Source organism: Leisingera sp. ABM4_103, from assembly GCF_056158685.1.
Map to the genome: position 1 here is coordinate 82,381 of NZ_JBSWTU010000008.1, position 20,805 is coordinate 103,185.

The window sequence follows — 20,805 nt, forward strand, 5'->3', positions numbered from 1 at the left end:
CGCGCGATCAAAGCCGCGCGGTGGGGAACCCGGAAAGATAACTCATGACACCCGCTTCCATCACCAAACCCCCGGCCATCGTGCGAGGATATGTTCTGGCGGTGCGCACCTTGGCCGGGGTCTTCATGGCGATGATCGTTGGCATAATGATTGCGCAGGTCATCGCCCGCTATGTGGTTGGTGATTCACTTATCTGGGCAGAAGAGCTGTGCCGCTACCTGTTGATCTGGCAGACATTCCTGGTATTGGGTCTTGCCTATACACAAGGCGAGTTCGTCGCGCTGGATTTCTTGCCCGCGAGGCTGCCGCCGCGCGCGAAATGGATACTTAGTGCGCTGACGGCCATTCCAGTCCTGTTCTTTCTAGGCCTGATGGCCTGGCATGGCTATGATTTCGCCTCCCGCTTTGACCGTCAGACTATCCCGGCACTCGATTTCATTTGGGAAACCCTAACTGGTGCGCCCTTGGGGCTGTCAATTCGCTGGGTCTATGTCTCGGTAACCGTCGGACTGTCTCTTATGTCACTGCATGTGCTGGCGGATCTGGCAGCCCGTTTCCGGTGTGAGTTCCTCGGCAATACAGAAACGCCGGACATGCATTCGGCAAAAACAGGAGATTCGGTCTGATGGGCAGTTTTTTCCTTGTCTTCGCAGGGCTTCTGGCCAGCGGCATTCCCATCGCACTGGCATTGGGAATCGGCGGAACGATCTACCTCTACCTGTCCGGAAACGGGATGATGGCGCTGATGCTGCCGCAGCGGATGATTGCCGGGATCGATCAGTTCGTGCTGCTGACCATTCCGCTGTTCCTGCTGGCTGGATCTCTGATGAACGTGGGGGGGGTAACAGACCGGATCGTCAGCTTTGCCCGTGCCATGGTTGGCCACCGGCGCGGCGGCATGTCCTCCGTTTCTATTCTGTCGTCAGGTTTTTTTGCCGGCATCTCAGGAAGCGCAACGGCCGAGGCATCGGCGCTCGGCACCATCCTGATCCCGACAATGTCACGGCAGGGAATGCCTGCTGCCTACGCCGCAGCGCTGATTGCCGTGAGTTCGGTCATGGGGCCGATCATCCCTCCGTCGATCACCATGATCATCTATGGTGTTTTGTCAGGAGCGTCGATTGGTCAGCTGTTCCTGGCCGGTGTGGCACCAGGGATCGGTATCGCCGCCGGGCTGCTGGCCTACGCCACTTGGCGGGCCCGTCACGAGGGGTTCCCCGTGACCGAAAAAATGATGTTCAGGGAACGGATGACTGCCACCAGACGCACGCTTCCGGCGCTGATCCTGCCGTTGATCATTCTGGTCGGCATCAAGGCCGGGATCTTTACACCGACAGAAGCTGCGGCCGTGGCGGTTGCCTATGCGCTGGTCATCGGGTTCATCTACAGGGACTTAACCGCAGAACGGGTATGGAATGCGCTAATCGCCACCGCATTGGTATCCGCCTCGATCCTGTTCATCACTTCGATGGCCAGCATTGTGTCCTTTGTATTCACTCTGGAGCAGGTTCCGACACTTATCGCAAATGCGATGCTTGAGATTACCGAGAACCCCTGGGTGATCCTGCTGCTGTTAAATCTTTTCCTGCTGATTTTGGGCATGTTCCTCGAACCGATTTCCATCCTGATCCTGACCATGCCCATTCTGCTCAAGATCCAGGCGATCATCGGGATGGATCCGGTTCAGTTCGGAACTGTCGTGGTTCTGAACGTGGTGATTGGTATGGCCACGCCACCGGTGGGCATCCTTCTCTTCATTGCCTCGGCTATTTCTGGCGAGCCGCTCACGCGGGTGATCCGCGAGGCGCTGCCGCTGGTCGGGATCTGCCTGGGTGTCCTGGCGCTGATCGCGCTGATCCCGCAGCTCACACTCTTCATACCGCGCGCATTGTTCTGAGGGACGCTCCATGGCCAATCGCAAATTCCTCACCACCTGTGCCATGACTGCGGGTATCACCCCCTCTTTGCTGCTCCTGCAAGAGCGGCAGCAAGGCGGAGTTCCGGCCGATGGCTGAACAGCGCAACATTCTGATCGTCGTCGCCCATCCCGAACCGTCGTCTTTCAACCATGCCCTTGCGGCTGCCATGGGACGCGCGCTGGCAGAGGCAGGTCACTGCGTGACCGTCTCGGATCTGGCGGCAGATGGGTTCCGGGCGGATGCCGGGCGGCACGACATGCAAGGCGCGGTAAATCCCGACCGGTTTCACCTGCAGGCCGAGCAGGCGCATGCCGCACGCCATCACAACTATGCCGGGGAAATCGCGCGGGAACAGGCGCGGGTGGCAGAGGCCGACAACCTGATTCTGCAATTCCCCCTGTGGTGGGGTGGGCCCCCGGCACTCATGAAAGGCTGGATCGACCGGGTGATGAGCTATGGCTTTGCCTATGTGGATGGGCGGCGCTTCGGCACCGGGCTATTCAGGGGACGCCGCGCGATGCTCAGTGTCACCACCGGCGGCATGCCGGAACGGTTTTCCAGCGACGGCGCCTATGGCCCGATTGGCCCGCTCTTGATGCCGATCCGTAGGCTGGCCCTGGAATACATGGGCTTCGAAGTGCAAAGCCCTGTCGTCAGCTATGGAGTTCCGCGCGCCAGCGACGCCGAGCGCCAGGCATATATGGCCGCGGCCGCTAAGGCGGCTCTGGAAATGGCAGCACATCCTATCCAGCGGACCAGCGCCTGGCGCAACGCGCTGGATGAAGTGCCGGACGGTGCCTGGAGCCTCAAGAAGTGACTGTCGCAGCAGTCAAGGCATCGGAGATATTGAACTAACCACGACCAGGAGGTCAGCCATGAGCGAAGTCAAGACGATCGAAACCGAACAAAAAGAACGGATTGCCGGGATCCTGCAAGGCGCGGTTGACCCGCATGTTCACAGTGGTCCGTCCATTGCACCCCGGGCGGTAGACCATCTGGAACTGGCCCAGATCTATTCCAAGGCCGGCTTCGCGGCTATGGTGACCAAGGACCACGATTACTCCGGTGTGATGTGCGCCCGCATGATCCGCGATCACTATGCGGACCTATCTACACAGGTCCTTTCGGGCATCGTGTTGAACAACGTGGTTGGCGGTATCAACCCCTATGCAGTGGAGCACACCGCCGCGATGGACGGGCGGATCGTGTGGCTGCCTACGCTGGCGGCGGAAAACCATCTGAAATGGGAGAAAAGCTCCGGCTGGGCGCACCCCGCTTCGACACAAAAAATCCGTGCCGCCAAGGCCGTGCCGCTGTTCGATGGCGGCAAGCTGCGCCCCGAGGTTGTGGATCTACTGGACGTGATGGCGGCCACCGGCATGGCACTGGCCAGCGGGCATATCCATGTCTCGGAAACCAAGATTGTCTTTGCCGAGGCCCGCAAGCGCGGGGTAGAGCGGCTGATCTTTACCCACCCTGAAGATATCGTCGGCGCCTCTATGGACGATACCAGGGAAATCGCGGATATGGGCGCTTATGTGGAGCATTCGCTGGCATTCTTCCTGGAAGGGTCGAAATTCCGAACCCGCAAGAACGAGGATCTGAAAGCCTTCATCGACCTGGTTGGTGCGGAACGCACGATCCTGTGCTCAGATCTTGGACAGACCGGCACACTCAGCCCCTTGGAAGGGTTCCAGCGCGGTGTCGCCACCTGCATTGAGCTTGGCTATTCCGACGCCCAGATCCGCGCCATGGTGTCCACCAATGCTGCCGATGTTATCGGGTTGGCCGCTTAATGGATCCGAAATGCGATACGTACAGACCAAAATAGGAACTCTTGAATGGCACAGGATCTGAGATCGCGCATTAAGGCCGGCGAACTATTGATCGGGACCTTCATCAAAACCCCTGCACCGCACAATGTCGAAATCCTTGGGCATGCGGGGCTGGATTTTGCGGTGCTTGATCAGGAGCACGCACCGATAGACATCAGTCAGATGGACATGATGGCGCTGGCCTCTCGCGCCGCCGGCCTGCCGCTTTTGTCCCGGCGCTGGGGTGCGGATACTGACTGGATTGCGCCGCTTCTGGATCTGGGCTTGTCCGGGGTCATGGTGCCGCATGTCATGGACCAAGAGGCTGCAGAAGCCGTTTGCGACGCAGTGAAGTTTTCGCGCAGGAAACGCGGCTTGTCCCCCTCTCCGCGTGCAGGTAACTACGGCGGCCTGAGCATCCCTGAGTATCAATCCGCCAGCGATGCCGCCAGTGTCGTCATGGTACAGATCGAGGACGCAAGCGCGTTGGATCACTTGGACGCGATTGCCGCGATTGACGATGTCGACATGCTGTTCATAGGTCCGGCAGATTTGTCCCAGTCCATGGGGGCCGGGATGCCCTCGGCTGAGCTGGATGCCGCCATCATGCGCATCGTCGAGGCCGGGAAAAGGGCTAGGAAAGCCATTGGCCTGTTCGTAGGTGACGCAAATCAAATCCCGTCCTGGCATGCCAAGGGTGTTACTCTGTTTGTTTGCGGATCGGACCAATCCATGCTGCGCAAATCCGCCACCGCGTTGATGCCGGCGGGATTATCATCGTGAACTGAGCCGCCGGACGGTTGCATTCCGGCGGTTATTTCGGCACCGAAGGTGACCCGCCTCCTTGGCGGGCATGGTGCTGCGGTCGCTGGTCCGGAACGCGGCGGCTCAAAGGATTGATGTCAATTTGATGTCCTCGATTGCGAACTCTATGAGTGCACGGACCTTTCTGGGCAGGGAGCGTCCTTCAAGGTAGACTGCGCTGACGGGCCCGGTTTCTCCAGTGTAGTCATCAAGTAATGGCATCAATGATCCTGTTTGGAGCGTGTCGTGCAGCACAAAGCGCGGGGCATAGGCGATCCCTACGCCATCAGCTGCAAGGGCGGCCGCGGCGCGCGCTGAATTGACATGGAAACGTCCGCGTACATGCGCAACCGTTTCGGTGCCGTCCCGATTGAACAGCCACCTGTTTGGCGCACGGCGGTTGGTGTCGACAATACAGGTGTGGTTTACAAGATCCTCGGGAGACTTAGGTGATCCGCACCGTTCAATGTAGGATGGGCTGGCAACCAGGAGACTGCCGAACGTGCCCAGCTTGCGCGTCTTGAGAGATAACATCTCAGAATGCCCCATGCGGAAGGCCAGATCGATGCCCTCGCTCGCCAGGTCGACATGGCGGTCGTTCAATCTCAGATCGATCGTCAGGGCCAAGTTTTGTTTGGCAAATCGCGCGAGCATTCCTGCTGCATAGACTTCTCCGAAAGTCACTGGTGCCGAAATTCGGATGACGCCGGTGAGGCCGCGTGAGCCTTCCGAAACTTCGCCGAGTAGGTCATCGAGATCATCGAGCAGGGCAGGCGCCCGTGCGAGAAGCTCGTCACCGGCAGGAGTAAGACCCACCTTGCGGGTGGTTCTCTGAAGGAGCCGAGTGCCGAGGCGGCGCTCCAGCTCGGCAACGTATTTTGAGGTCAACCGGTTCGAGACACCCAGTTGACCTGCGGCCGCAGTGAACGAGCCGGTCTGAGCGGTGGCCACGAAGGCCTTGAGTTGGTCAACAATATCCATGGATAACTGTGTGGAATAATTTGTGGATAGTTACTTCAAGATATCTCTATTTTGTGGAATGTTTGCAAGCGGTAATGGCCTCCTATATCAAACGCGGAAGTGAGCAACCTCATCTGACTGGCCCAGGTTGAGCAAGCAGTGCTGACGGATGGTCATTTACCTTGATCCTACTTTTTTGCTTCAGGATGGCGAGCGCCAGGCCAAAACAGGCGTCGTCGGGCGTGACGCTGCCGGGGTGCTCGTAGCCGCGATGGTTATTGTAATGATTGACAAAGGTTTGAGTGGCCGCCTCGAGTGTAAGCGGCGGTGCGAAAGTCAGCCACGGCAGCGGCGGGATGAACCTCCTGCGGGCGGCGTAAAAATCGGCCAGTTTCGGCCCTATCTGGTTTCAGGGAGGGCGGGAGCATTTTCACCGTGGAACTTATAGGCCAGCGCTCTGGTTCTGGTGTCTTGGTGTTATGCAACTGAACGCCAGAGCACCCACGTTACCGAACGGCATGATTTGGTTGAATAGGCCCGTTCCTAAATTCGGAACAAAACGAAGATAGTCATTCTCTAACATCTCCATTTTGTTGACTAGCTGCAAGGCTTAGGTTGCGGGCATCGGAAACAAGCCACCACTTATGGAGGCAAGTGGCGCGACCAAAGTCCAAGGAGTGACTGACATGTCCATCAATTCTGCAAACAACAACGCCGACTATGCGGCCTTCATCCTTCGTGTCACCAGTGGCGTGGCCTTCCTCGCCCACGGCTGGATGAAGGTGAGCCTCTTCACCATCCCCGGCACTGTGGCCTTCTTCGAAAGCCTCGGCCTGCCGGAGGTCTTCGCCTACCTGACCATCCTTGGCGAACTGGGCGGCGGCATGGCGCTAATTCTGGGCGTGGGCGTCCGCACTGTCTCGATCCCGCTCCTGGCGATCCTGCTCGGCTCGGTCTGGGCCCACTCGGGCTTCGGCTGGGCTTTTTCGAACGAAGGCGGCGGCTGGGAATTCCCGCTGTTCTGGGCCATCGCACAGGGTGTGATCCTGCTGCTCGGCGCCGGAGCCTACGCGCTGCACCTGCCGGTTCTCGACCGCACCCTCGGCAAATTCGCCGGAGCGTAACTTAAACGCCGGATCGCCAGAAGGCGGTTCGGCCCAACTCGGGAGACGTCTCATGCAAACGCACAGCCTTCAGGACCTTCGCGACCGCTTCGCCCCCTCCGACCGGATGCCAGTGGTCTTTCTAGGCCATGGCAGTCCGATGAACGCGATCGAGGATACCGCCTTCAGCCGCGCCTGGACCCGCCTGGGCCAGAGCCTGCCGCGGCCCCGGGCCATTCTGGTGGTTTCAGCCCATTGGATGACGCGGGGCACCACTTTGGTCGACGTCTCGGAGATGCCGAAGACGATCCATGATTTCTACGGCTTCCCCAAAGCGCTGTTTAAGCAGCAATACCCTGCCGCCGGACAGCCGGAGCTTGCCCGCGAGGTGGTGACCCTGCTCAAAAGCCACCGGGCGCAGGAAGACGACCGCTGGGGGCTCGACCACGGCGCCTGGGCGGTGCTGAGATTCCTCTACCCCGAGGCCGACGTGCCGGTGTTCCAGGTCTCTATCGACATGAGCCGCGGACTCGAGCATCAGCTTGAGATCGGCCGGGCCCTGTCGGAGCTGCGTGACCGCGGTGTCCTGATCCTCGGATCGGGCAACGTCGTGCACAACCTGCGCACCATGCAGTGGGGCGGTCGACCGCAGGACTTCGCGTTGGAATTCGACGCGCTCTTCGCTGACCGTCTCGTGGAGCGCGACTTCGCCGCGCTGGCCGATGCCAAGGGGCTGGGGGCGCTTCTGCCTATGGCGCATCCGACGGTGGATCACTACCTTCCCGCGCTCACCATCGCCGGGGCCTCAGACAATGGCGACGATCTGACCTTCATGACCGATGCCATCGATCTCGGGTCGGTGTCGATGCGGTCCTTCATCTTTCACGCGAACTGAGGAGAAAGCACCATGCTTATCGACGGAAAATGGATGGAGAACTGGCAGCCGGTGCAGAAGGCCGACGAGAGAGGCCGCTTCGTGCGCCAAGTGTCTAGCTTCCGCAACTGGATCACGGCCGACGGCCAGCCAGGCCCGACGGGCGAGGGCGGTTTCGCGGCCGAGCCCGACCGCTATAGGCTCTATGTCGCGCTGATCTGTCCCTGGGCGTCGCGCACGCTGATCGCCCGCAAGCTTAAGGGCCTTGAGGACATGATCGAGGTGACAGTGGTGAACCCGACCCTGACCGATCAGGGCTGGAGTTTCGGCGGCTACCCCGGAGCGGACGAGGACCCGCTCTACGGCGCGCGCTACATGCATGAGCTCTACACCCGTGCCGATCCGCAGTTCACCGGGCGCGCGACCGTACCGGTGCTCTGGGACATGAAGCGCGGCGTGATGGTGAACAACGAAAGCGCCGACATCCTGCGTATGCTGGACACCGCCTTCGAGCATCTCGTGCCATCGGATATCCGTCTGTATCCCGAGGCGCACGCGGCGGAGATCGACGAACTCAACCCGCGCATCTACGACCAGTTGAACAACGGGGTCTACAAAGCGGGTTTTGCGACGTCGCAGGCGGCCTATGACGAGGCGATGGACGGGATCTTCGCAACGCTCGACGAGCTCGAGGACCGGCTGACTGGCGATTTCCTGTTCGGAGACACACTGACGGAGACGGACATTCGGGCTTTCGTGACCTTGATCCGTTTCGACGCGGCATATCATGGCCTCTTTAAGACCAATCGCCGAGAGATTCGGGATTATTCGCGTCTATTTGAGTATTTAGAGCGTATTCTGCAGATCCCAGGCGTTCGCCAAACGGTGGATATGGACCACATCTTGCAGGGCTATTACTCGATCAAGGCGCTCAATCCCCTCGGAGTAGTCCCCAAGGCCCCTGCGCACATGAGTGCGCTACTCGAAAGGGCGACATGAACGCTGACAGGCAAGGAGTTGACGGCGCAGCATAGAACACGTGCCAGCACGTTGGTGTGGTTTTTCACCTCGGGTCTCTGCGCCTGCAAGCTTTGGAAGCCCGCGCGCTCGAGCAGGGCTCCTGACTGGAAAAACATCTGTCGAAAAGGAACAAGTATTGGCGGAAATCAAAGGACTTATCGACGCTGCAATTATGCGAGGGTTGACGAAAGGAGAGGCGGAACAAGCTTTCCTTACATTGTTTGAAGGAGCGGCCTCACCGGCGCAGATCGCCGGCTTTCTCATCGCCCTGCGAACGCGTGGCGAGACAGTCACCGAGATTGCCGCCGCTGCATCCGTTATGCGTGCGAAAATGCAACGCGTTCGGGCACCAGACGGTGCAATTGACATTGTCGGGACTGGCGGAGATGGAAAAGGGACCCTCAACATTTCCACAGCGACGGCCTTCGTAGTGGCTGGGGCAGGTGTCCCCGTCGCCAAGCACGGAAATCGCAAGCTCTCCTCGAAATCCGGAGCGGCGGACGCGCTCTCGTCTTTGGGGATTGACCTCATGCAGAGCGCAGAAGTCTCAGAGCGTCTGCTTGAAGAACACGGGATATCGTTCTTGATGGCGCCACTCCATCACGCAGCGATGCATCATGTGTCACCAGTTCGCGTGGAACTCGGTGCTCGAACGATTTTTAACATCGTCGGGCCACTGACTAATCCTGCAGGGGTCAAGCGGCAATTAACGGGTGCTTTTTCAAGCGAGTGGCTTAGGCCAATGGCAGAGGTGCTGCGCGATTTGGGTTCGGACGCCGCTTGGCTCGTCCATGGAGGCGACGGGACGGATGAGCTTTCCATTGCCGGACTGAGCCACGTCGTCGCTTTTGACGGCGGCGAAATATCTGAGTTCGAGGTACACCCGGAAGATGCCGGGCTTCCGGTGCATGATTTTACTGAGGTCCAGGGCGGAAACCCGATCCACAATGCGAGAAAACTTTCCGACTTGCTTGGTGGAGAGCGCGGGGGCTACCGAGATGCAGTGCTTTTGAACGCCGCCGCTGCTCTGAAAATTTCTGGCAAAGTCGAGGATCTCGAGGGCGGTGTGGCGCTGGCAGCTGAAAGCATTGACGCTGGGCATGCCAAGAACAAACTGGAGGTACTCAAGAGTGCCTGTGAGTATGTGAAGCGGTGATCCTGCAGATGCTAATCAGCAACAACAACAGCATAATTTGCTGCTTTAAGTGCAAGGAATTTGCCTTGCTGACAGTTGAGCTTGCGCCCAGCTTCCAGCCGGTACTGGAAACTTTTTGTGTTTTCAGATGGTTGTGAAAGTGAAGCACTACCCGATTTGTTTGGCCAGGCGACCCGCCATCCCCTTGGGTTGTTGATTTCAAGTGGAGACAAGCAAAATGGCATTAAGAAAGCGGAAAGCCGTTCTCGATGGGGCGCGCGCGGTTTTCTTTGCGTGCGGTTATGCTGGGGCTAGCATGGACGAGATTGCAAAAACCGCAAGAGTGTCCAAGGCTACAATCTATGCCTATCACGACAGTAAGGAAGCTTTGTTTACGGCGATTGTTGAACGAGACTGTAAAAAATTAATGAGTGATGTTGAAGGTATCGTTGCCGATTGCGACGACTTGCGGCTGACCCTGACAAAACTGGCTACCCGCTTAGTCAACTTTACTTGCGATGAAGATTTTCTGTCACTTTATCGAATCTGCATTTCTGAAGCACATCGCCAGCCAAAGATCGCCCGAGCGTTTCATGCCGCAGGCCCAGGCTTTGCCCGCGGCTTAATTGAACGTTATTTGAAGCGGCAGACTTTATGCGGTGCGCTATTGCTCGACTGCGCGGCCGCAGCGGCAGAGCAGTTCATCCAGCTCAGCTTTTCCGGGTTGATGGTTGACAGGCTGCTTGCCACTGCAGGCAAACCCAATGCCGACGAGGCAGTAAAGCGGGCGGAACTTGCAGTAGAGATCTTTATCGCCGCTTACGCGCCAAGGCCAGGTTGAGCGAACTTGAAAATGCGGGTTATTGAGCACTGATCTGCGCGATCGTTCAGGTCAGGCGCCAAGGACTTATGAAGTTTGATGCGACGGCGCAGCTCGCTTGTCGTATGCCTCCGGCGGAGGCCGTCTGACGAGATCTTGGCGCTGATGATAAATTCGACCTTATGGCCGACCATAAGTTCAGGCCTAAGATCGAAGTCCTTTCTGCCGCGAACACGCTGCGTCGGCGGCACTGGAGCGATGCCGACAAGGTCCGGAATGTGGAGGAGAGCTTTCTGGGGCACCGTGACCGAGATAAGGCGCGGCATGAACACCTTAGCTTTGACAGTGCAGCAGGGTCCTGGACGCGACCCGCATGCGGGTGAAATCTTCTACTTCCGAGAGCGCTAGGGCGACTTGGTCAAACTGCTTTGGCACGATGGCGTCGGCATGTCGCTCTACACGAAACGGCTGGAAGCGGGGAAGTTAAACTGGCCGGCCAGCGGGACCGGCGAAGCGGTGCAAATCTCCGCTGCCCATCTTGGATACCTGCTGGAAGAGATCGACTGGCGAAATCTGCGCTGGACAAAACCAGCAGTTGCAACCGAGCGTGCTGCGAAACATGAATGTCGCCGGAAGGGTATCACTCGAGACCCCACTCATCATCGACAGAATCTTGCCGCAGCGGGCAACCTGCATCTCAACGTAACTTGCAGATGTGGTGAAACCCGTGACCAAGATCGACCAGATCGAGACGATGATCCTCGATATACCGACCATCCGGGGGCACGTGCTGTCCATGGCTACAATGCGGGTCCAAACGGCGGTTCTGGTTAAGATCAAGTTCTCTGACGGCTCCGAGGGAATTGGCGAAGGCACCACCATCGGCGGTCTGAGCTATGGAGCCGAAAGCCCCGAGGGCATCCAGTCTGCCATCGACACATATATCTCACCCGTGCTGCTGGGCTGCGACGGTGACAACGTGAACGGAGCGGTGCAGCGGATCGAAAAATTTGTCAAGGGCAACCGCATTGCCAGGACGGCGGTGGAAATTGCGCTTTGGGACGGGCTTGGTAAGCGTCTCGGCGTCCCGGTCTCGCAGCTCTTCGGGGGTGCAGTGCATGGCAAACTCCCAGTGGCATGGACACTTGCTTCCGGCAAATCCGAAACGGATATCGCGGAAGCTCAGGAGATGATCGAGACCCGCCGCCACAACATCTTCAAGCTGAAGATCGGCAAACGCTCCGTGCGGGAAGACGTGGCTCATGTGGCCAGGATCAAGAAAGCCGTTGGCGATGCCGCCAGTATCCGCGTCGATGTGAACACTGCGTGGTCACTGCAGGACGCCCGATGGGGCCTGAAGGGTCTTCAGGACGCGGGTTGCGAGTTGGTCGAACAGCCTGTTCCGGCCCGGTACCGTCGCGCCTTGGCGGAACTGACCAGCGGCTACGAGATTGCCGTTATGGCAGACGAGGCCCTGAATGGTCCGGAGGATGCCCTGGCGGTAGCCGAGGCGAATGCTGCGGATGTGTTTGCCGTGAAAGTGGCGCAGTCCGGAGGACTGAAGCGGGCGTCTGAGGTGATTGCCATCGCGCAGGCGGCAGGGCGCGGCCTCTATGGCGGCACGATGCTGGAAACCGGGTTGGGGACAGCAGCCGCTCTCCAGCTCTTTTCCACCATTGAGACCCTGCACTGGGGCACTGAATTCTTTGGCCCCTTGCTGCTGACCGACGAGGTTCTGGCTGAACCGATCACTTACCGCGACTTTTGCGTTGAAATCCCGAAAGGCAACGGCATCGGCGCAACGCTTGACCCCGACAAGGTCGCATTTTTCCGCCGTGAAGGCGGCCGGAACATGAAAGCCGCCGCCGGGCAATAACCAGCGGCATGACATCAAAGCCAGTCAAAACGCTGCCAAAGCGTTGCGGCTGTCAGGAGGAGGACGACTGATGTTCACACAATCCAATCTCGAGGAATTCGAGGCCCGCCTCGACGGTGCGATCCAAGATGATCCCGAAAACGGCGTCTTCCGCTGCCGTCGGGATATCTTCACCGACGAAGAACTGTTCGAGCTTGAAATCAAGCACATCTTTGAAGGCAACTGGATTTACATGGCCCATGAAAGCCAGATCCCAGAGCCGGGCGATTACTTTACACTTACCATGGGCCGCACACCCGTCGTTATCACCCGCGACAAGGACGGTGAACTGCACGCACTGGTCAATGCATGTTCGCACCGTGGCGCGCAGCTCTGCCGGTTTAAGCGCCGCAACCAGAAAACGTTCACCTGTCCTTTCCACGGCTGGACGTTCTCGAACACCGGCAAGCTTCTGAAGGTCAAGGACCCCAAGGGCGCGGGTTACCCCGAGCAGTTCAACAAGGACGGAAGCCACGACCTGACAAAGGTTGCTCGGTTCGAGAACTACCGTGGCTTCCTGTTCGGCTCGCTGAACGCCGATGTGCAGCCGCTTGAGGACTATCTCGGCGAGGCGCGCAAGATGATCGACGTGATCGTTGACCAGGCTGACGAAGGGCTTGAGGTGCTGCGCGGGTCCTCGACCTATACCTATGACGGCAACTGGAAGCTGCAGGCCGAGAACGGCGCCGATGGCTATCACGTATCCGCTGTCCACTGGAACTACGTCGCTACCACCGCGCACCGTACCGACGATGGCAAGGAAGACAACATCAAGGCGACAGATGCCTCGAAATGGGCCAAGCAGCGCGGCGGTTTCCACGCATATGAGAACGGCCATATCCTGCTTTGGACCGAATGGGCGGACCCGACCAACCGCCCGAACTATCCGCGCCTCGAGGAATGGACCGAGAAATACGGGAAGACCAAGGCAGAGTGGATGGTGGGCGTTCTGCGTAACCTCTGCCTGTACCCGAATGTCTTCCTGATGGATCAATTCAGCTCGCAGATCCGCGTTTTCCGCCCGATCAGTGTCGATCAGACTGAAGTGACGATCTACTGCATTGCACCCAAGGGCGAGAGCCAAGAGGCCCGCAGCCGCCGTATTCGCCAGTACGAGGATTTCTTCAACGCCTCCGGCATGGCGACCCCGGACGATACCGAGGAATTCCGGGCCACTCAGCGCGGCTATGCGGGCGCGGCACATGCCAAATGGAATGACTTGACCCGTGGCGCCACCCAGTGGATCGAGGGCCCTGATGACGATGCCAAGGCCCTCGGGATCAACCCGGTTCTCTCCGGGGCCCGCACCGAAGACGAAGGTCTCTTTGTCATTCAGCATACCAACTGGTCTGAGCGCATGGGCGAAGCCATCGCCAAGGAACGCGCCACTGCGCCTGATGCACGCACCGCGGCTGAGTGAGGAGGAAAAGACATGAGCACTGAAACACTTGAACGCACCAACACCAGCCCGGGGATGAGCTTTGAAGACATCCAGGCCTTCCTCTATGCCGAGGCCCGTGCGCTGGATGACCGCGACTGGGACACCTGGCTGACATTCTATGACGCGGACTGCCCGTTCTGGATGCCCGCCTGGGATGACTACGACAATCTGACGGAAGATCCGCAGAATGAGATGTCGCTGATGTACTATCCCAACAAACAGGGCATTGAGGACCGCGTGTTCCGTATCAAGACTGACCGGTCTTCTGCAACATCGCTGCCTGAACCGCGTACCAACCATTACCTTTCGGGGATTGAAGTGCTGAGCCGGGAGGGCACGCAGATCAAGGTGCGCTTCAATTGGCAAACGCTGAGCTATCGCTACGGCAAAACCGACCAGCACTGGGGCACGTCGTTCTACGCGATCGACAGCAGCGGCCCAAATCCGCTTATCACCGACAAGAAGGTGGTCCTTAAGAACGATCACATTCACCACGTGATCGACGTTTACCACATCTGACCCCGGGAATTTCGGGAACTTAGAGAGCTCCGCGCATCCACGTCAGGGTGCGCGGCCAAGGGAGGAGCATGCCATGACGACCTATAACGTTGCCCTGAATTTCGAAGATGGCGTCACCCGCGTCATCCAGTGCGATGACGACGAGAAGGTGACCGATGCGGCCTTCCGTCAAAAGATCAACCTGCCGATGGATTGCCGGGATGGCGTCTGCGGCACCTGCAAGTGCTTCGTCGAAAAGGGCGAATACGAGCTAGAATTCTATATGGACGAGTCCATGAGCGACGAAGAGGCGGAACAGGGCTTTGCGCTGACATGCCAAATGACGCCGGAAAGTGACTGCGTGGTGCGCGTCCCGGTGCCCTCCGCTGCCTGCAAGACCGCACCGGAGGCTGTCGAAGGCGAGGTGCTGGGCGTCGACACCCTATCGGAGACCTCCTTCGGGCTGCGAGTGAAACTGGCCAAACCGGTCAGCTTTCTACCCGGCCAGTATGTGAACGTCACCGTTCCGGGGACCGGAAAGCACCGCTCTTATTCCTTCTCCTCCGCGCCCGGTGCCGATGAGGCCACGTTCCTGATCCGCAATCTGCCCGGCGGCGTGATGAGCAGCTACCTGGGCGAACAGGCCAAGGCCGGCGACAGCGTCACGCTGACCGGACCGATGGGCGCATTTTACTTGCGCCCCATGGAGCGCGCGCAGCTGTGGCTGGCCGGCGGCACCGGCCTGGCACCATTCCTGTCGATGCTGGAGCAGGCGGCCGAACAGGGGACGGATCATCCCATTGTGCTGTACTACGCGGTGACCCGCGCCGCCGATCTGGTGGAGCTGGACCGCGTGCAGGACCTGGCCGCAAAGATCGGCAATGTCACCGTCATTACCATTCTGGCCGCCGAAGAAGAAGCACATGAGCGTAAGGGCTTTGTCACCGATCATGTCACTGCCGGCGATCTGAACGGCGGCGATTGCGATGTGTACCTCTGCGGTCCGCCACCGATGGTCGATGCGGTGCGGGGCCACTTCAGCAAGCTGGGGGTCGAGCCTGCGAATTTCTACTTTGAGAAGTTCAACCCGACCGAAGCAGAGGCGGAAGCCGCATGAGCCGCCGGTTTGATGAAAAAGTCATGGTCGTGACCGGCGCGGCCCAGGGCATTGGCCGCCGGGTTGCCGAACGGGCAGCGGCCGAGGGCGCCCGGGTGCTGATCGTGGACCGCTCCCCCGCGCGCGAGGAGGCCGCGGAGTCGATCCGCAGAGGGGGTGGCGCGGTGCAGGCAGTCGCGGTTGACCTTGAGACTTGGGAGGGCTGCGCGGAGGCGATGCAGGCCGCTATGGACCTGTGGGGCCGGATTGACATCCTGGTCAACAATGTAGGCGGAACGATCTGGGCCAAGCCGTTTGAGCATTACGAGCCCGGGCAGATCGACGCCGAGGTGCGCCGGTCGCTGTTCCCGACGTTGTACTGCTGCCGGGCCGCGATTGAGCACATGCTCCCGCAAGGCTCGGGCGTGATCGTCAACGTGTCGTCCATCGCCACGCGCGGGTTGAACCGCGTGCCTTACGCGGCGGCCAAGGGCGGTGTGAATGCGATCACGGCGAGCCTGGCCTGGGAAGTGGCCGAGCGCGGCATCCGTGTGGTTGCCGCCGCCCCCGGCGGCACCGAGGCGCCGCCGCGCATAGTGCCACGCAATCCCAATGCCGAGGAAGAACAGCGCGAAGACTGGTACAAGACCATCGTCGACCAGACGGTGCAGTCTTCGCTGATGAAACGTTATGGAACACTCGACGAACAGGCCGGTCCGATCCTGTTCTTGGCGTCGGATGACGCATCCTACATCACCGGTGTAACGGTGCCGGTGGGGGGCGGTGATCTCGGTTAGCGCCGAGCTGGACAGGCCCTGAGGAGGGGCCGGAAGAACCAACAGGAGGAAACTACAATGAAACGCGCAATCCTGGCGGCCCTCGGGCTCGCCACCAGCCTTGCTGTGCCCGCAGCCGCCGAAGAGGACATCAAGGTCGGCTTGCTGCTGCCGTTTTCAGGCGTCTATGCCGCGCTCGGCAATGATATCGAAGCGGGCTTTACCGTGGCCCTTGAACAGTTCGGCAGTGAAGTCGGCACGGGTTTCGAAATTGTCCGCGAGGATACCGAAGTGAAGCCGCCCGTAGCGCTTGGCAAGGCCAAGAAGCTGATCCTGCAAGACAAGGTTGACGTTGTGGCGGGCATCGTCAGCTCAGGTGTTCTGGGCGCCGTGCGCGACATGGTGCATGGCGCCGGTGTGCCGCTGATCGTGGCCAATGCCGGTAATGATGATGCCACCGGGGCAAGCTGCTCGCCCTATATCACCCGCATGTCATTTTCCAATGGCCAAGTGAACCGCCCGATGGGGCAATGGATGTACGATCAGGGCATCCGCAAAGTCTATACGCTGGCCCCGGACTATGCGGCGGGCCGCCAGATGATCGGGGGCTTCGTTGAGACGTTTACCGCCGCGGGTGGAGAGATCGCCGGACAGGAATTGACCCCGTTTCAGAAAACCCAGGATTTCGGTCCCTATCTGGCGCAAGCCAAAGCCAGCGGCGCTGATGCGGTCTATGTGTTCTATGCCGGCGGCGAGGCGATCTCCTTCGTCAAGCAGTACGATAGCTTCGGGCTGAAGGCGGATCTGCCGCTATATGGCTCCGGCTTCCTGACCTCGCCGCTGTATGTCAACGCCGAAGGTCCGGCCGCCGAAGGTGTGATCACCGCGCTGCATTACGTGCCGACGCTAGACAACGCGGCCAATGCCGCCTTTGTCGCGGCATTCCAGGCCAAGACCGGTCGTCTGCCGTCGGAGTTCGCCGTGCAGGGGTATGACGCGGCCCGGGCGCTGGTCGAGGCGGCCAAAACCGGTGCTCACGACCGGGCATCGCTGGCTGAAGCCCTGCGCCAGGTCAGCTTTGACGGGCCGCGCGGCAAGCTGTCGATCGACCCGGCCACCAACAATATCGTCCAGCCGGTCTACGTCTACGAGACCGTGGCGGGTGAAAACGGGCTGACCCAGAAAGTGCTGGCCGAGCTGCCCGCCGAAGCCGACCCGGCGAATGGCTGCGAGATGGCCCCCGTCTCCAACTGACAATGCTGCCCGGCCGCCCTCGTGTGGCCGGGCCCATATTCCGAGGAGGGCCTCTCATGGCACATGATCTTGGTTTCTGGACGCTTCAGGCGCTGAATGCGCTGCAACTGTCCATGCTGCTCTTTCTGCTTTCCATCGGCCTGACGGTCATCTTCGGGCTGATGCACTTCGTCAATCTTGCGCATGGATCGCTCTACGCGCTGGGGGCTTACTTTGCCGCCTCTCTGGCCGCCATCGGTGGCTATTGGATGGGGTTCTTTCTTGCGCCTGTCGCCGTGGCCGGGGTTGGCATTCTGCTTTATTCCGGACTTATCAAACGGATGCGCAAGTCCGGTCCAATGGCGCAGGTGCTGGTGACCTTTGGGCTCATCTTTGTGCTGCTCGATCTGACACGGATTTTCTGGGGCGATCTGGCGTTGGCTATCGACGCGCCTGCGCTGCTTTCTGGTCGGCTGACATTCCTGGGCATCGAGTATCCGGCCTACCGGCTGTTCATCATCGTACTTGGACTTTTCATCTTCGCAGCGCTTGCATTTGTGCTGAGCCGTACGCAAATCGGCGCGATGATCCGGGCCGGTGTCGACAACGATGCCATGGCGTCTTGTCTCGGTATCAATGTTGAACGGTTGTTCTTCATCGTTTTCTGCGTCGGATGCGCGCTGGCAGGTCTTGCGGGGGTCGTCGCGGCGCCGCTCTTGAGCGTTACGCCGGATATGGGTCTACAGATCCTGATCCCGACTTTGATCGTGATTGTCATAGGCGGTCTGGGCTCGCTTAAAGGCGCAATCGCCGGGTCGCTGATCTATGGTTTCGTTCAGACCTTCGGCGCGGTTTTGGCTCCGCAGCTCGCTTCTATCCTCATCTATGCCCTGTTGGCTGCTGTCCTCGTGATCAAGCCCGTGGGCCTGTTTCCTGCGAAAGGATAAGCCGATGTTTCGTCACAATGCTCTTCGCTACATGGCCCTCGTGCTTTTGGCCGCAGGTGCCCTCTTTCAGGCCTTTACCGCCGAGTACTTCGGGCTGGAAATCCTGACCGAAATCCTGATCCTGGCCATGCTTGTGCTGGCTCTCGACATCGTTGCGGGCTTTGGGGGCATGGTATCGCTTTGCCACGGCGCACTGATGGGCGTTGGCGCTTATGCCTACGCCATCCTGTCGGCTAAGGCGGGCCTCGCACCGCCCGTGGCCATGGCTGGCGCCATCGCTTTGACCGGTTCCGCCGCCTGGATCATCGGCGCAATCTGTTCACGCAGCCATGGAATTTATTTCATCATGGCGACGCTCGCCTTCGGCCAAATGGCCTATTCCTATGTGTTCGAAGCCCCAATCTTTGGCGGAGACGATGGGCTGGGTGGTATTTCCCGGTTGGATCTGAGCTTTATCGGAGTTGATTTGAATGACAGCCGCAGCTTTGCGTTCTTCTGCCTAGCCATCCTTGGCGCGGTCTATGGCGCATCTGTTCTCATTCTGCGTTCAGGGCTTGGCCGTTCGCTGACGGGCGTCATGCACAACGAACAACGGATGCGCGCGCTTGGATTGACGATCTGGCGGATCAAGGCGGATGTGTTTGGGTTGTCGGGCATGATTGCCGGCCTCGCCGGCGCTCTTGCTGCGCAGCACATCATGTATATCTCGCCCGGGCTTCTCAGCTGGACTGTGTCCGGCGAGGCACTGGTTGTCGTTATCCTTGGCGGCTTAGGAACTTTGGTTGGTCCGCTCGTGGGCGCTGCCGCCTTTGTGCTGCTCAAGCATGAACTGAGTTCGCTTACGGCACACTGGCATCTTGTTGTCGGCGTAATTCTGATCGCCGTGGTGATGAGCCGCGCAAACGGTATCTTCGGCTGGATCGAAGCCCGCTGGGGTGCCCGGGTCGAACGCCGTGTGGCTGATGCAACGCGCAAACAGGAGTCCGAGGAGGTGTTGACCGATGCTTGAGACGCGTAATCTGGACAAGAGCTTCGGTGCCGTCCACGTCACCCGCGATGTATCGCTGAAATTGGAGCGGGGAGAACGCCGCGTGATCCTGGGCCCCAATGGCGCAGGCAAGACAACGCTGTTCAACCAACTGGTGGGTGAACTCACACCCGACAACGGATCGGTTCATCTCGCTGGCGAAGATGTCACCGCCTTGCCTGTTGCTAAACGCGCCCGCCGCGGCCTGTCGCGCAGCTACCAGAAGAATACTCTGTTCGACGGTCTGACGGTTGAGGAAAATCTTGGGCTTGCCGCTGCCGTGCATACCGGCAACGCGACGCAGCTTTGGGCAGATAGCCTGGCAAAGCCCGACGTTCGCGAGATCGTCGAGGAGGTGGCGGAACAGGTCAACCTGATGCCGTTCATTCACGCCAAAGTATCTGAGATCAGCTACGGCGTGCGCCGCCAGCTCGAAGTTGGCGTCGCGCTCGCCACAAGGCCGCTTGTACTGCTGATGGACGAACCCACTAGCGGTGTCGGGCCAGAGATGTCGAAGGGGTTTCACGACTTGCTGAACAATCTGCCGCGTGACCTGACAATGCTCATCATCGAGCACGACATGGACCTCGCCTTCGACGTGGCGGACACGATCACTGTGCTCAACTACGGCGAAGTTGTCTTTGACGGCTTGCCGGAGGAGGCCCGCGGGTCAAGCCTGCTAAAGGAAATCTATTTGGGGAGCTGGGAAGATGCTTGAACTGAGGGCAATCGAATCCGGTTATGGCGAAACGCAAGTTCTCTATGGCCTTTCGCTGGAAGCGCAAAAGGGCAGGGTGCTGGCCATCCTGGGCCGCAATGGCGCAGGAAAATCCACCACGCTGAAAACCATCATGGGTCTCCTTCCGATCAAGTCCGGTGAGATCGCCTTCGAGGGTAAACCGATCGCGAGGCAACCATTCGACATCGCCAAGAGTGGTATCGCTTACGTTCCTGAAACGCGTGACATCTTCCCGTCTTTGACAGTGCGCGAAAACCTGGAGTTAGCGGCTAAGCGATTTGGCGGAACCAAGACCGAATGGACGATGGAAAGGGTTCTGGATCTTTTTCCCCGTCTTGGGGAGCGGATGGACAACGGCGGCACCCAACTGTCAGGCGGCGAGCAGCAAATGCTGGCGATTGCACGCGGTTTGCTGATGAATCCCCGCCTCCTGATCCTCGATGAACCGACCGAGGGCCTGGCGCCGATCATTGTGAAACTGATCCACGACAAGCTCCAGGACCTGAAGGCAGCCGGGCTTTCGATGATCATCGTGGAGCAAAATTTTGGTTTTGCAACCTCGCTTGCCGATGACGTGGTGGTGGTCGGCAAAGGCCAGGTCGTCTGGACTGGCAGTGCAGAAGAAATCAAGGCAGACGAGGACGCGCAGCATACCTGGCTTGGTGTGTAATTGGGCCGCTTTGT

General features: G+C 59.4%; 22 protein-coding genes. 21 read left to right on the forward strand and 1 reads right to left on the reverse strand.

Annotation, left to right across the window (positions count from 1 at the left end; all coding sequences use genetic code 11):
- Nucleotides 1-44: 44 nt before the first annotated feature.
- From ACXAED_RS23795 to ACXAED_RS23815, 5 genes are all read left to right on the forward strand, one after another.
- A complete protein-coding gene (locus ACXAED_RS23795) occupies nt 45-626 on the forward strand; it encodes a TRAP transporter small permease (protein WP_051357630.1) in 582 nt (193 codons plus the stop codon).
- On the forward strand, nt 626-1,897 hold the full coding sequence (locus ACXAED_RS23800; RefSeq protein ID WP_051357631.1) for a TRAP transporter large permease: 1,272 nt from the start codon (nt 626-628) through the stop codon (nt 1,895-1,897). Before ACXAED_RS23795 ends, ACXAED_RS23800 begins: the two co-directional genes overlap by 1 nt.
- 110 nt (nt 1,898-2,007) lie before the next feature.
- Nucleotides 2,008-2,736 (forward strand): NAD(P)H-dependent oxidoreductase, encoded by a 729-nt coding sequence (locus tag ACXAED_RS23805; protein ID WP_462829579.1) that lies wholly within the window; start codon nt 2,008-2,010, stop codon nt 2,734-2,736.
- Nucleotides 2,737-2,794: 58 nt separating this feature from the next.
- Entirely contained in the window at nt 2,795-3,715 is a 921-nt protein-coding gene (locus ACXAED_RS23810; protein WP_027233722.1) for a DUF6282 family protein, read from the forward strand.
- Between the two features lie 45 nt (nt 3,716-3,760).
- Nucleotides 3,761-4,516, forward strand: a complete 756-nt coding sequence (locus ACXAED_RS23815; RefSeq protein ID WP_027233723.1) for an HpcH/HpaI aldolase family protein — start codon at nt 3,761-3,763, stop codon at nt 4,514-4,516.
- A gap of 105 nt (nt 4,517-4,621) precedes the next feature.
- On the opposite strand, the gene ACXAED_RS23820 is transcribed toward ACXAED_RS23815, so the two are convergent.
- The gene (locus ACXAED_RS23820; protein WP_475054189.1) at nt 4,622-5,518 is read right to left on the reverse strand and encodes a LysR family transcriptional regulator; all 897 of its coding nucleotides are present in this window, start codon (nt 5,516-5,518) and stop codon (nt 4,622-4,624) included.
- Nucleotides 5,519-6,183: 665 nt separating this feature from the next.
- Between ACXAED_RS23820 and ACXAED_RS23825 the strand changes: the two genes are divergently transcribed.
- The 16 genes from ACXAED_RS23825 to ACXAED_RS23900 all read left to right on the forward strand — a co-directional run bounded on the left by ACXAED_RS23825 (nt 6,184) and on the right by ACXAED_RS23900 (nt 20,791).
- Nucleotides 6,184-6,621 (forward strand): DoxX family protein, encoded by a 438-nt coding sequence (locus ACXAED_RS23825; protein ID WP_027233725.1) that lies wholly within the window; start codon nt 6,184-6,186, stop codon nt 6,619-6,621.
- 52 nt (nt 6,622-6,673) lie between these two features.
- Nucleotides 6,674-7,495, forward strand: a complete 822-nt coding sequence (gene ygiD, locus ACXAED_RS23830; RefSeq protein WP_027233726.1) for a 4,5-DOPA-extradiol-dioxygenase — start codon at nt 6,674-6,676, stop codon at nt 7,493-7,495.
- 12 nt (nt 7,496-7,507) lie between these two features.
- Entirely contained in the window at nt 7,508-8,473 is a 966-nt protein-coding gene (locus ACXAED_RS23835) for a glutathione S-transferase family protein (RefSeq protein ID WP_475054192.1), read from the forward strand.
- A 193-nt stretch (nt 8,474-8,666) separates the two neighbouring features.
- Entirely contained in the window at nt 8,667-9,650 is a 984-nt protein-coding gene (trpD, locus tag ACXAED_RS23840) for an anthranilate phosphoribosyltransferase (RefSeq protein ID WP_051357635.1), read from the forward strand.
- A 217-nt stretch (nt 9,651-9,867) separates the two neighbouring features.
- On the forward strand, nt 9,868-10,470 hold the full coding sequence (locus tag ACXAED_RS23845) for a TetR/AcrR family transcriptional regulator (protein ID WP_051357599.1): 603 nt from the start codon (nt 9,868-9,870) through the stop codon (nt 10,468-10,470).
- Nucleotides 10,471-10,863: 393 nt separating this feature from the next.
- Entirely contained in the window at nt 10,864-11,283 is a 420-nt protein-coding gene (tnpB, locus tag ACXAED_RS23850; RefSeq protein WP_209320164.1) for an IS66 family insertion sequence element accessory protein TnpB, read from the forward strand.
- Complete coding sequence (locus ACXAED_RS23855; protein WP_475054196.1) at nt 11,177-12,325, forward strand: muconate/chloromuconate family cycloisomerase; 1,149 nt, start codon at nt 11,177-11,179, stop codon at nt 12,323-12,325. Before tnpB ends, ACXAED_RS23855 begins: the two co-directional genes overlap by 107 nt.
- 70 nt (nt 12,326-12,395) lie before the next feature.
- On the forward strand, nt 12,396-13,784 hold the full coding sequence (benA, locus tag ACXAED_RS23860; protein WP_027233514.1) for a benzoate 1,2-dioxygenase large subunit: 1,389 nt from the start codon (nt 12,396-12,398) through the stop codon (nt 13,782-13,784).
- Nucleotides 13,785-13,796: 12 nt separating this feature from the next.
- Nucleotides 13,797-14,324 carry a benzoate 1,2-dioxygenase small subunit gene (gene benB, locus ACXAED_RS23865; protein ID WP_027233515.1) on the forward strand — a complete coding sequence of 176 codons (528 nt, stop codon included), beginning with the start codon at nt 13,797-13,799 and terminating at the stop codon, nt 14,322-14,324.
- Nucleotides 14,325-14,397: 73 nt separating this feature from the next.
- Nucleotides 14,398-15,420, forward strand: coding sequence for a benzoate 1,2-dioxygenase electron transfer component BenC (benC, locus tag ACXAED_RS23870; RefSeq protein WP_039170786.1), 1,023 nt, complete (start codon nt 14,398-14,400; stop codon nt 15,418-15,420).
- The gene (gene benD, locus ACXAED_RS23875) at nt 15,417-16,196 is read left to right on the forward strand and encodes a benzoate diol dehydrogenase BenD (protein WP_475054200.1); all 780 of its coding nucleotides are present in this window, start codon (nt 15,417-15,419) and stop codon (nt 16,194-16,196) included. The genes benC and benD overlap by 4 nt, the downstream gene beginning before the upstream one ends.
- A 57-nt stretch (nt 16,197-16,253) precedes the next feature.
- Nucleotides 16,254-17,429 (forward strand): ABC transporter substrate-binding protein, encoded by a 1,176-nt coding sequence (locus ACXAED_RS23880; RefSeq protein WP_475054202.1) that lies wholly within the window; start codon nt 16,254-16,256, stop codon nt 17,427-17,429.
- A 56-nt stretch (nt 17,430-17,485) separates the two neighbouring features.
- A complete protein-coding gene (locus tag ACXAED_RS23885; RefSeq protein WP_475054204.1) occupies nt 17,486-18,355 on the forward strand; it encodes a branched-chain amino acid ABC transporter permease in 870 nt (289 codons plus the stop codon).
- A 4-nt stretch (nt 18,356-18,359) separates the two neighbouring features.
- Nucleotides 18,360-19,364, forward strand: a complete 1,005-nt coding sequence (locus ACXAED_RS23890) for a branched-chain amino acid ABC transporter permease (RefSeq protein ID WP_027233520.1) — start codon at nt 18,360-18,362, stop codon at nt 19,362-19,364.
- Nucleotides 19,357-20,100: an ABC transporter ATP-binding protein gene (locus ACXAED_RS23895; RefSeq protein WP_027233521.1), complete on the forward strand. Its 744-nt coding sequence runs from the start codon at nt 19,357-19,359 to the stop codon at nt 20,098-20,100. The genes ACXAED_RS23890 and ACXAED_RS23895 overlap by 8 nt, the downstream gene beginning before the upstream one ends.
- Nucleotides 20,093-20,791 carry an ABC transporter ATP-binding protein gene (locus ACXAED_RS23900; protein ID WP_260033359.1) on the forward strand — a complete coding sequence of 233 codons (699 nt, stop codon included), beginning with the start codon at nt 20,093-20,095 and terminating at the stop codon, nt 20,789-20,791. The genes ACXAED_RS23895 and ACXAED_RS23900 overlap by 8 nt, the downstream gene beginning before the upstream one ends.
- The last annotated feature ends 14 nt before the right edge of the window (nt 20,792-20,805 follow it).

Bases quoted from the DNA above. Each gene is read 5' to 3' on its own strand.
- ACXAED_RS23795 (WP_051357630.1), top strand. From the start codon at position 45: ATGACACCCGCTTCCATCACCAAACCCCCGGCCATCGTGCGAGGATAT.
- ACXAED_RS23800 (WP_051357631.1), top strand. From the start codon at position 626: ATGGGCAGTTTTTTCCTTGTCTTCGCAGGGCTTCTGGCCAGCGGCATT.
- ACXAED_RS23805 (WP_462829579.1), top strand. From the start codon at position 2,008: ATGGCTGAACAGCGCAACATTCTGATCGTCGTCGCCCATCCCGAACCG.
- ACXAED_RS23810 (WP_027233722.1), top strand. From the start codon at position 2,795: ATGAGCGAAGTCAAGACGATCGAAACCGAACAAAAAGAACGGATTGCC.
- ACXAED_RS23815 (WP_027233723.1), top strand. From the start codon at position 3,761: ATGGCACAGGATCTGAGATCGCGCATTAAGGCCGGCGAACTATTGATC.
- ACXAED_RS23820 (WP_475054189.1), bottom strand. From the start codon at position 5,518: ATGGATATTGTTGACCAACTCAAGGCCTTCGTGGCCACCGCTCAGACC.
- ACXAED_RS23825 (WP_027233725.1), top strand. From the start codon at position 6,184: ATGTCCATCAATTCTGCAAACAACAACGCCGACTATGCGGCCTTCATC.
- ygiD (WP_027233726.1), top strand. From the start codon at position 6,674: ATGCAAACGCACAGCCTTCAGGACCTTCGCGACCGCTTCGCCCCCTCC.
- ACXAED_RS23835 (WP_475054192.1), top strand. From the start codon at position 7,508: ATGCTTATCGACGGAAAATGGATGGAGAACTGGCAGCCGGTGCAGAAG.
- trpD (WP_051357635.1), top strand. From the start codon at position 8,667: ATGCGAGGGTTGACGAAAGGAGAGGCGGAACAAGCTTTCCTTACATTG.
- ACXAED_RS23845 (WP_051357599.1), top strand. From the start codon at position 9,868: ATGGCATTAAGAAAGCGGAAAGCCGTTCTCGATGGGGCGCGCGCGGTT.
- benA (WP_027233514.1), top strand. From the start codon at position 12,396: ATGTTCACACAATCCAATCTCGAGGAATTCGAGGCCCGCCTCGACGGT.
- benB (WP_027233515.1), top strand. From the start codon at position 13,797: ATGAGCACTGAAACACTTGAACGCACCAACACCAGCCCGGGGATGAGC.
- benC (WP_039170786.1), top strand. From the start codon at position 14,398: ATGACGACCTATAACGTTGCCCTGAATTTCGAAGATGGCGTCACCCGC.
- benD (WP_475054200.1), top strand. From the start codon at position 15,417: ATGAGCCGCCGGTTTGATGAAAAAGTCATGGTCGTGACCGGCGCGGCC.
- ACXAED_RS23880 (WP_475054202.1), top strand. From the start codon at position 16,254: ATGAAACGCGCAATCCTGGCGGCCCTCGGGCTCGCCACCAGCCTTGCT.
- ACXAED_RS23885 (WP_475054204.1), top strand. From the start codon at position 17,486: ATGGCACATGATCTTGGTTTCTGGACGCTTCAGGCGCTGAATGCGCTG.
- ACXAED_RS23890 (WP_027233520.1), top strand. From the start codon at position 18,360: ATGTTTCGTCACAATGCTCTTCGCTACATGGCCCTCGTGCTTTTGGCC.
- ACXAED_RS23895 (WP_027233521.1), top strand. From the start codon at position 19,357: ATGCTTGAGACGCGTAATCTGGACAAGAGCTTCGGTGCCGTCCACGTC.
- ACXAED_RS23900 (WP_260033359.1), top strand. From the start codon at position 20,093: ATGCTTGAACTGAGGGCAATCGAATCCGGTTATGGCGAAACGCAAGTT.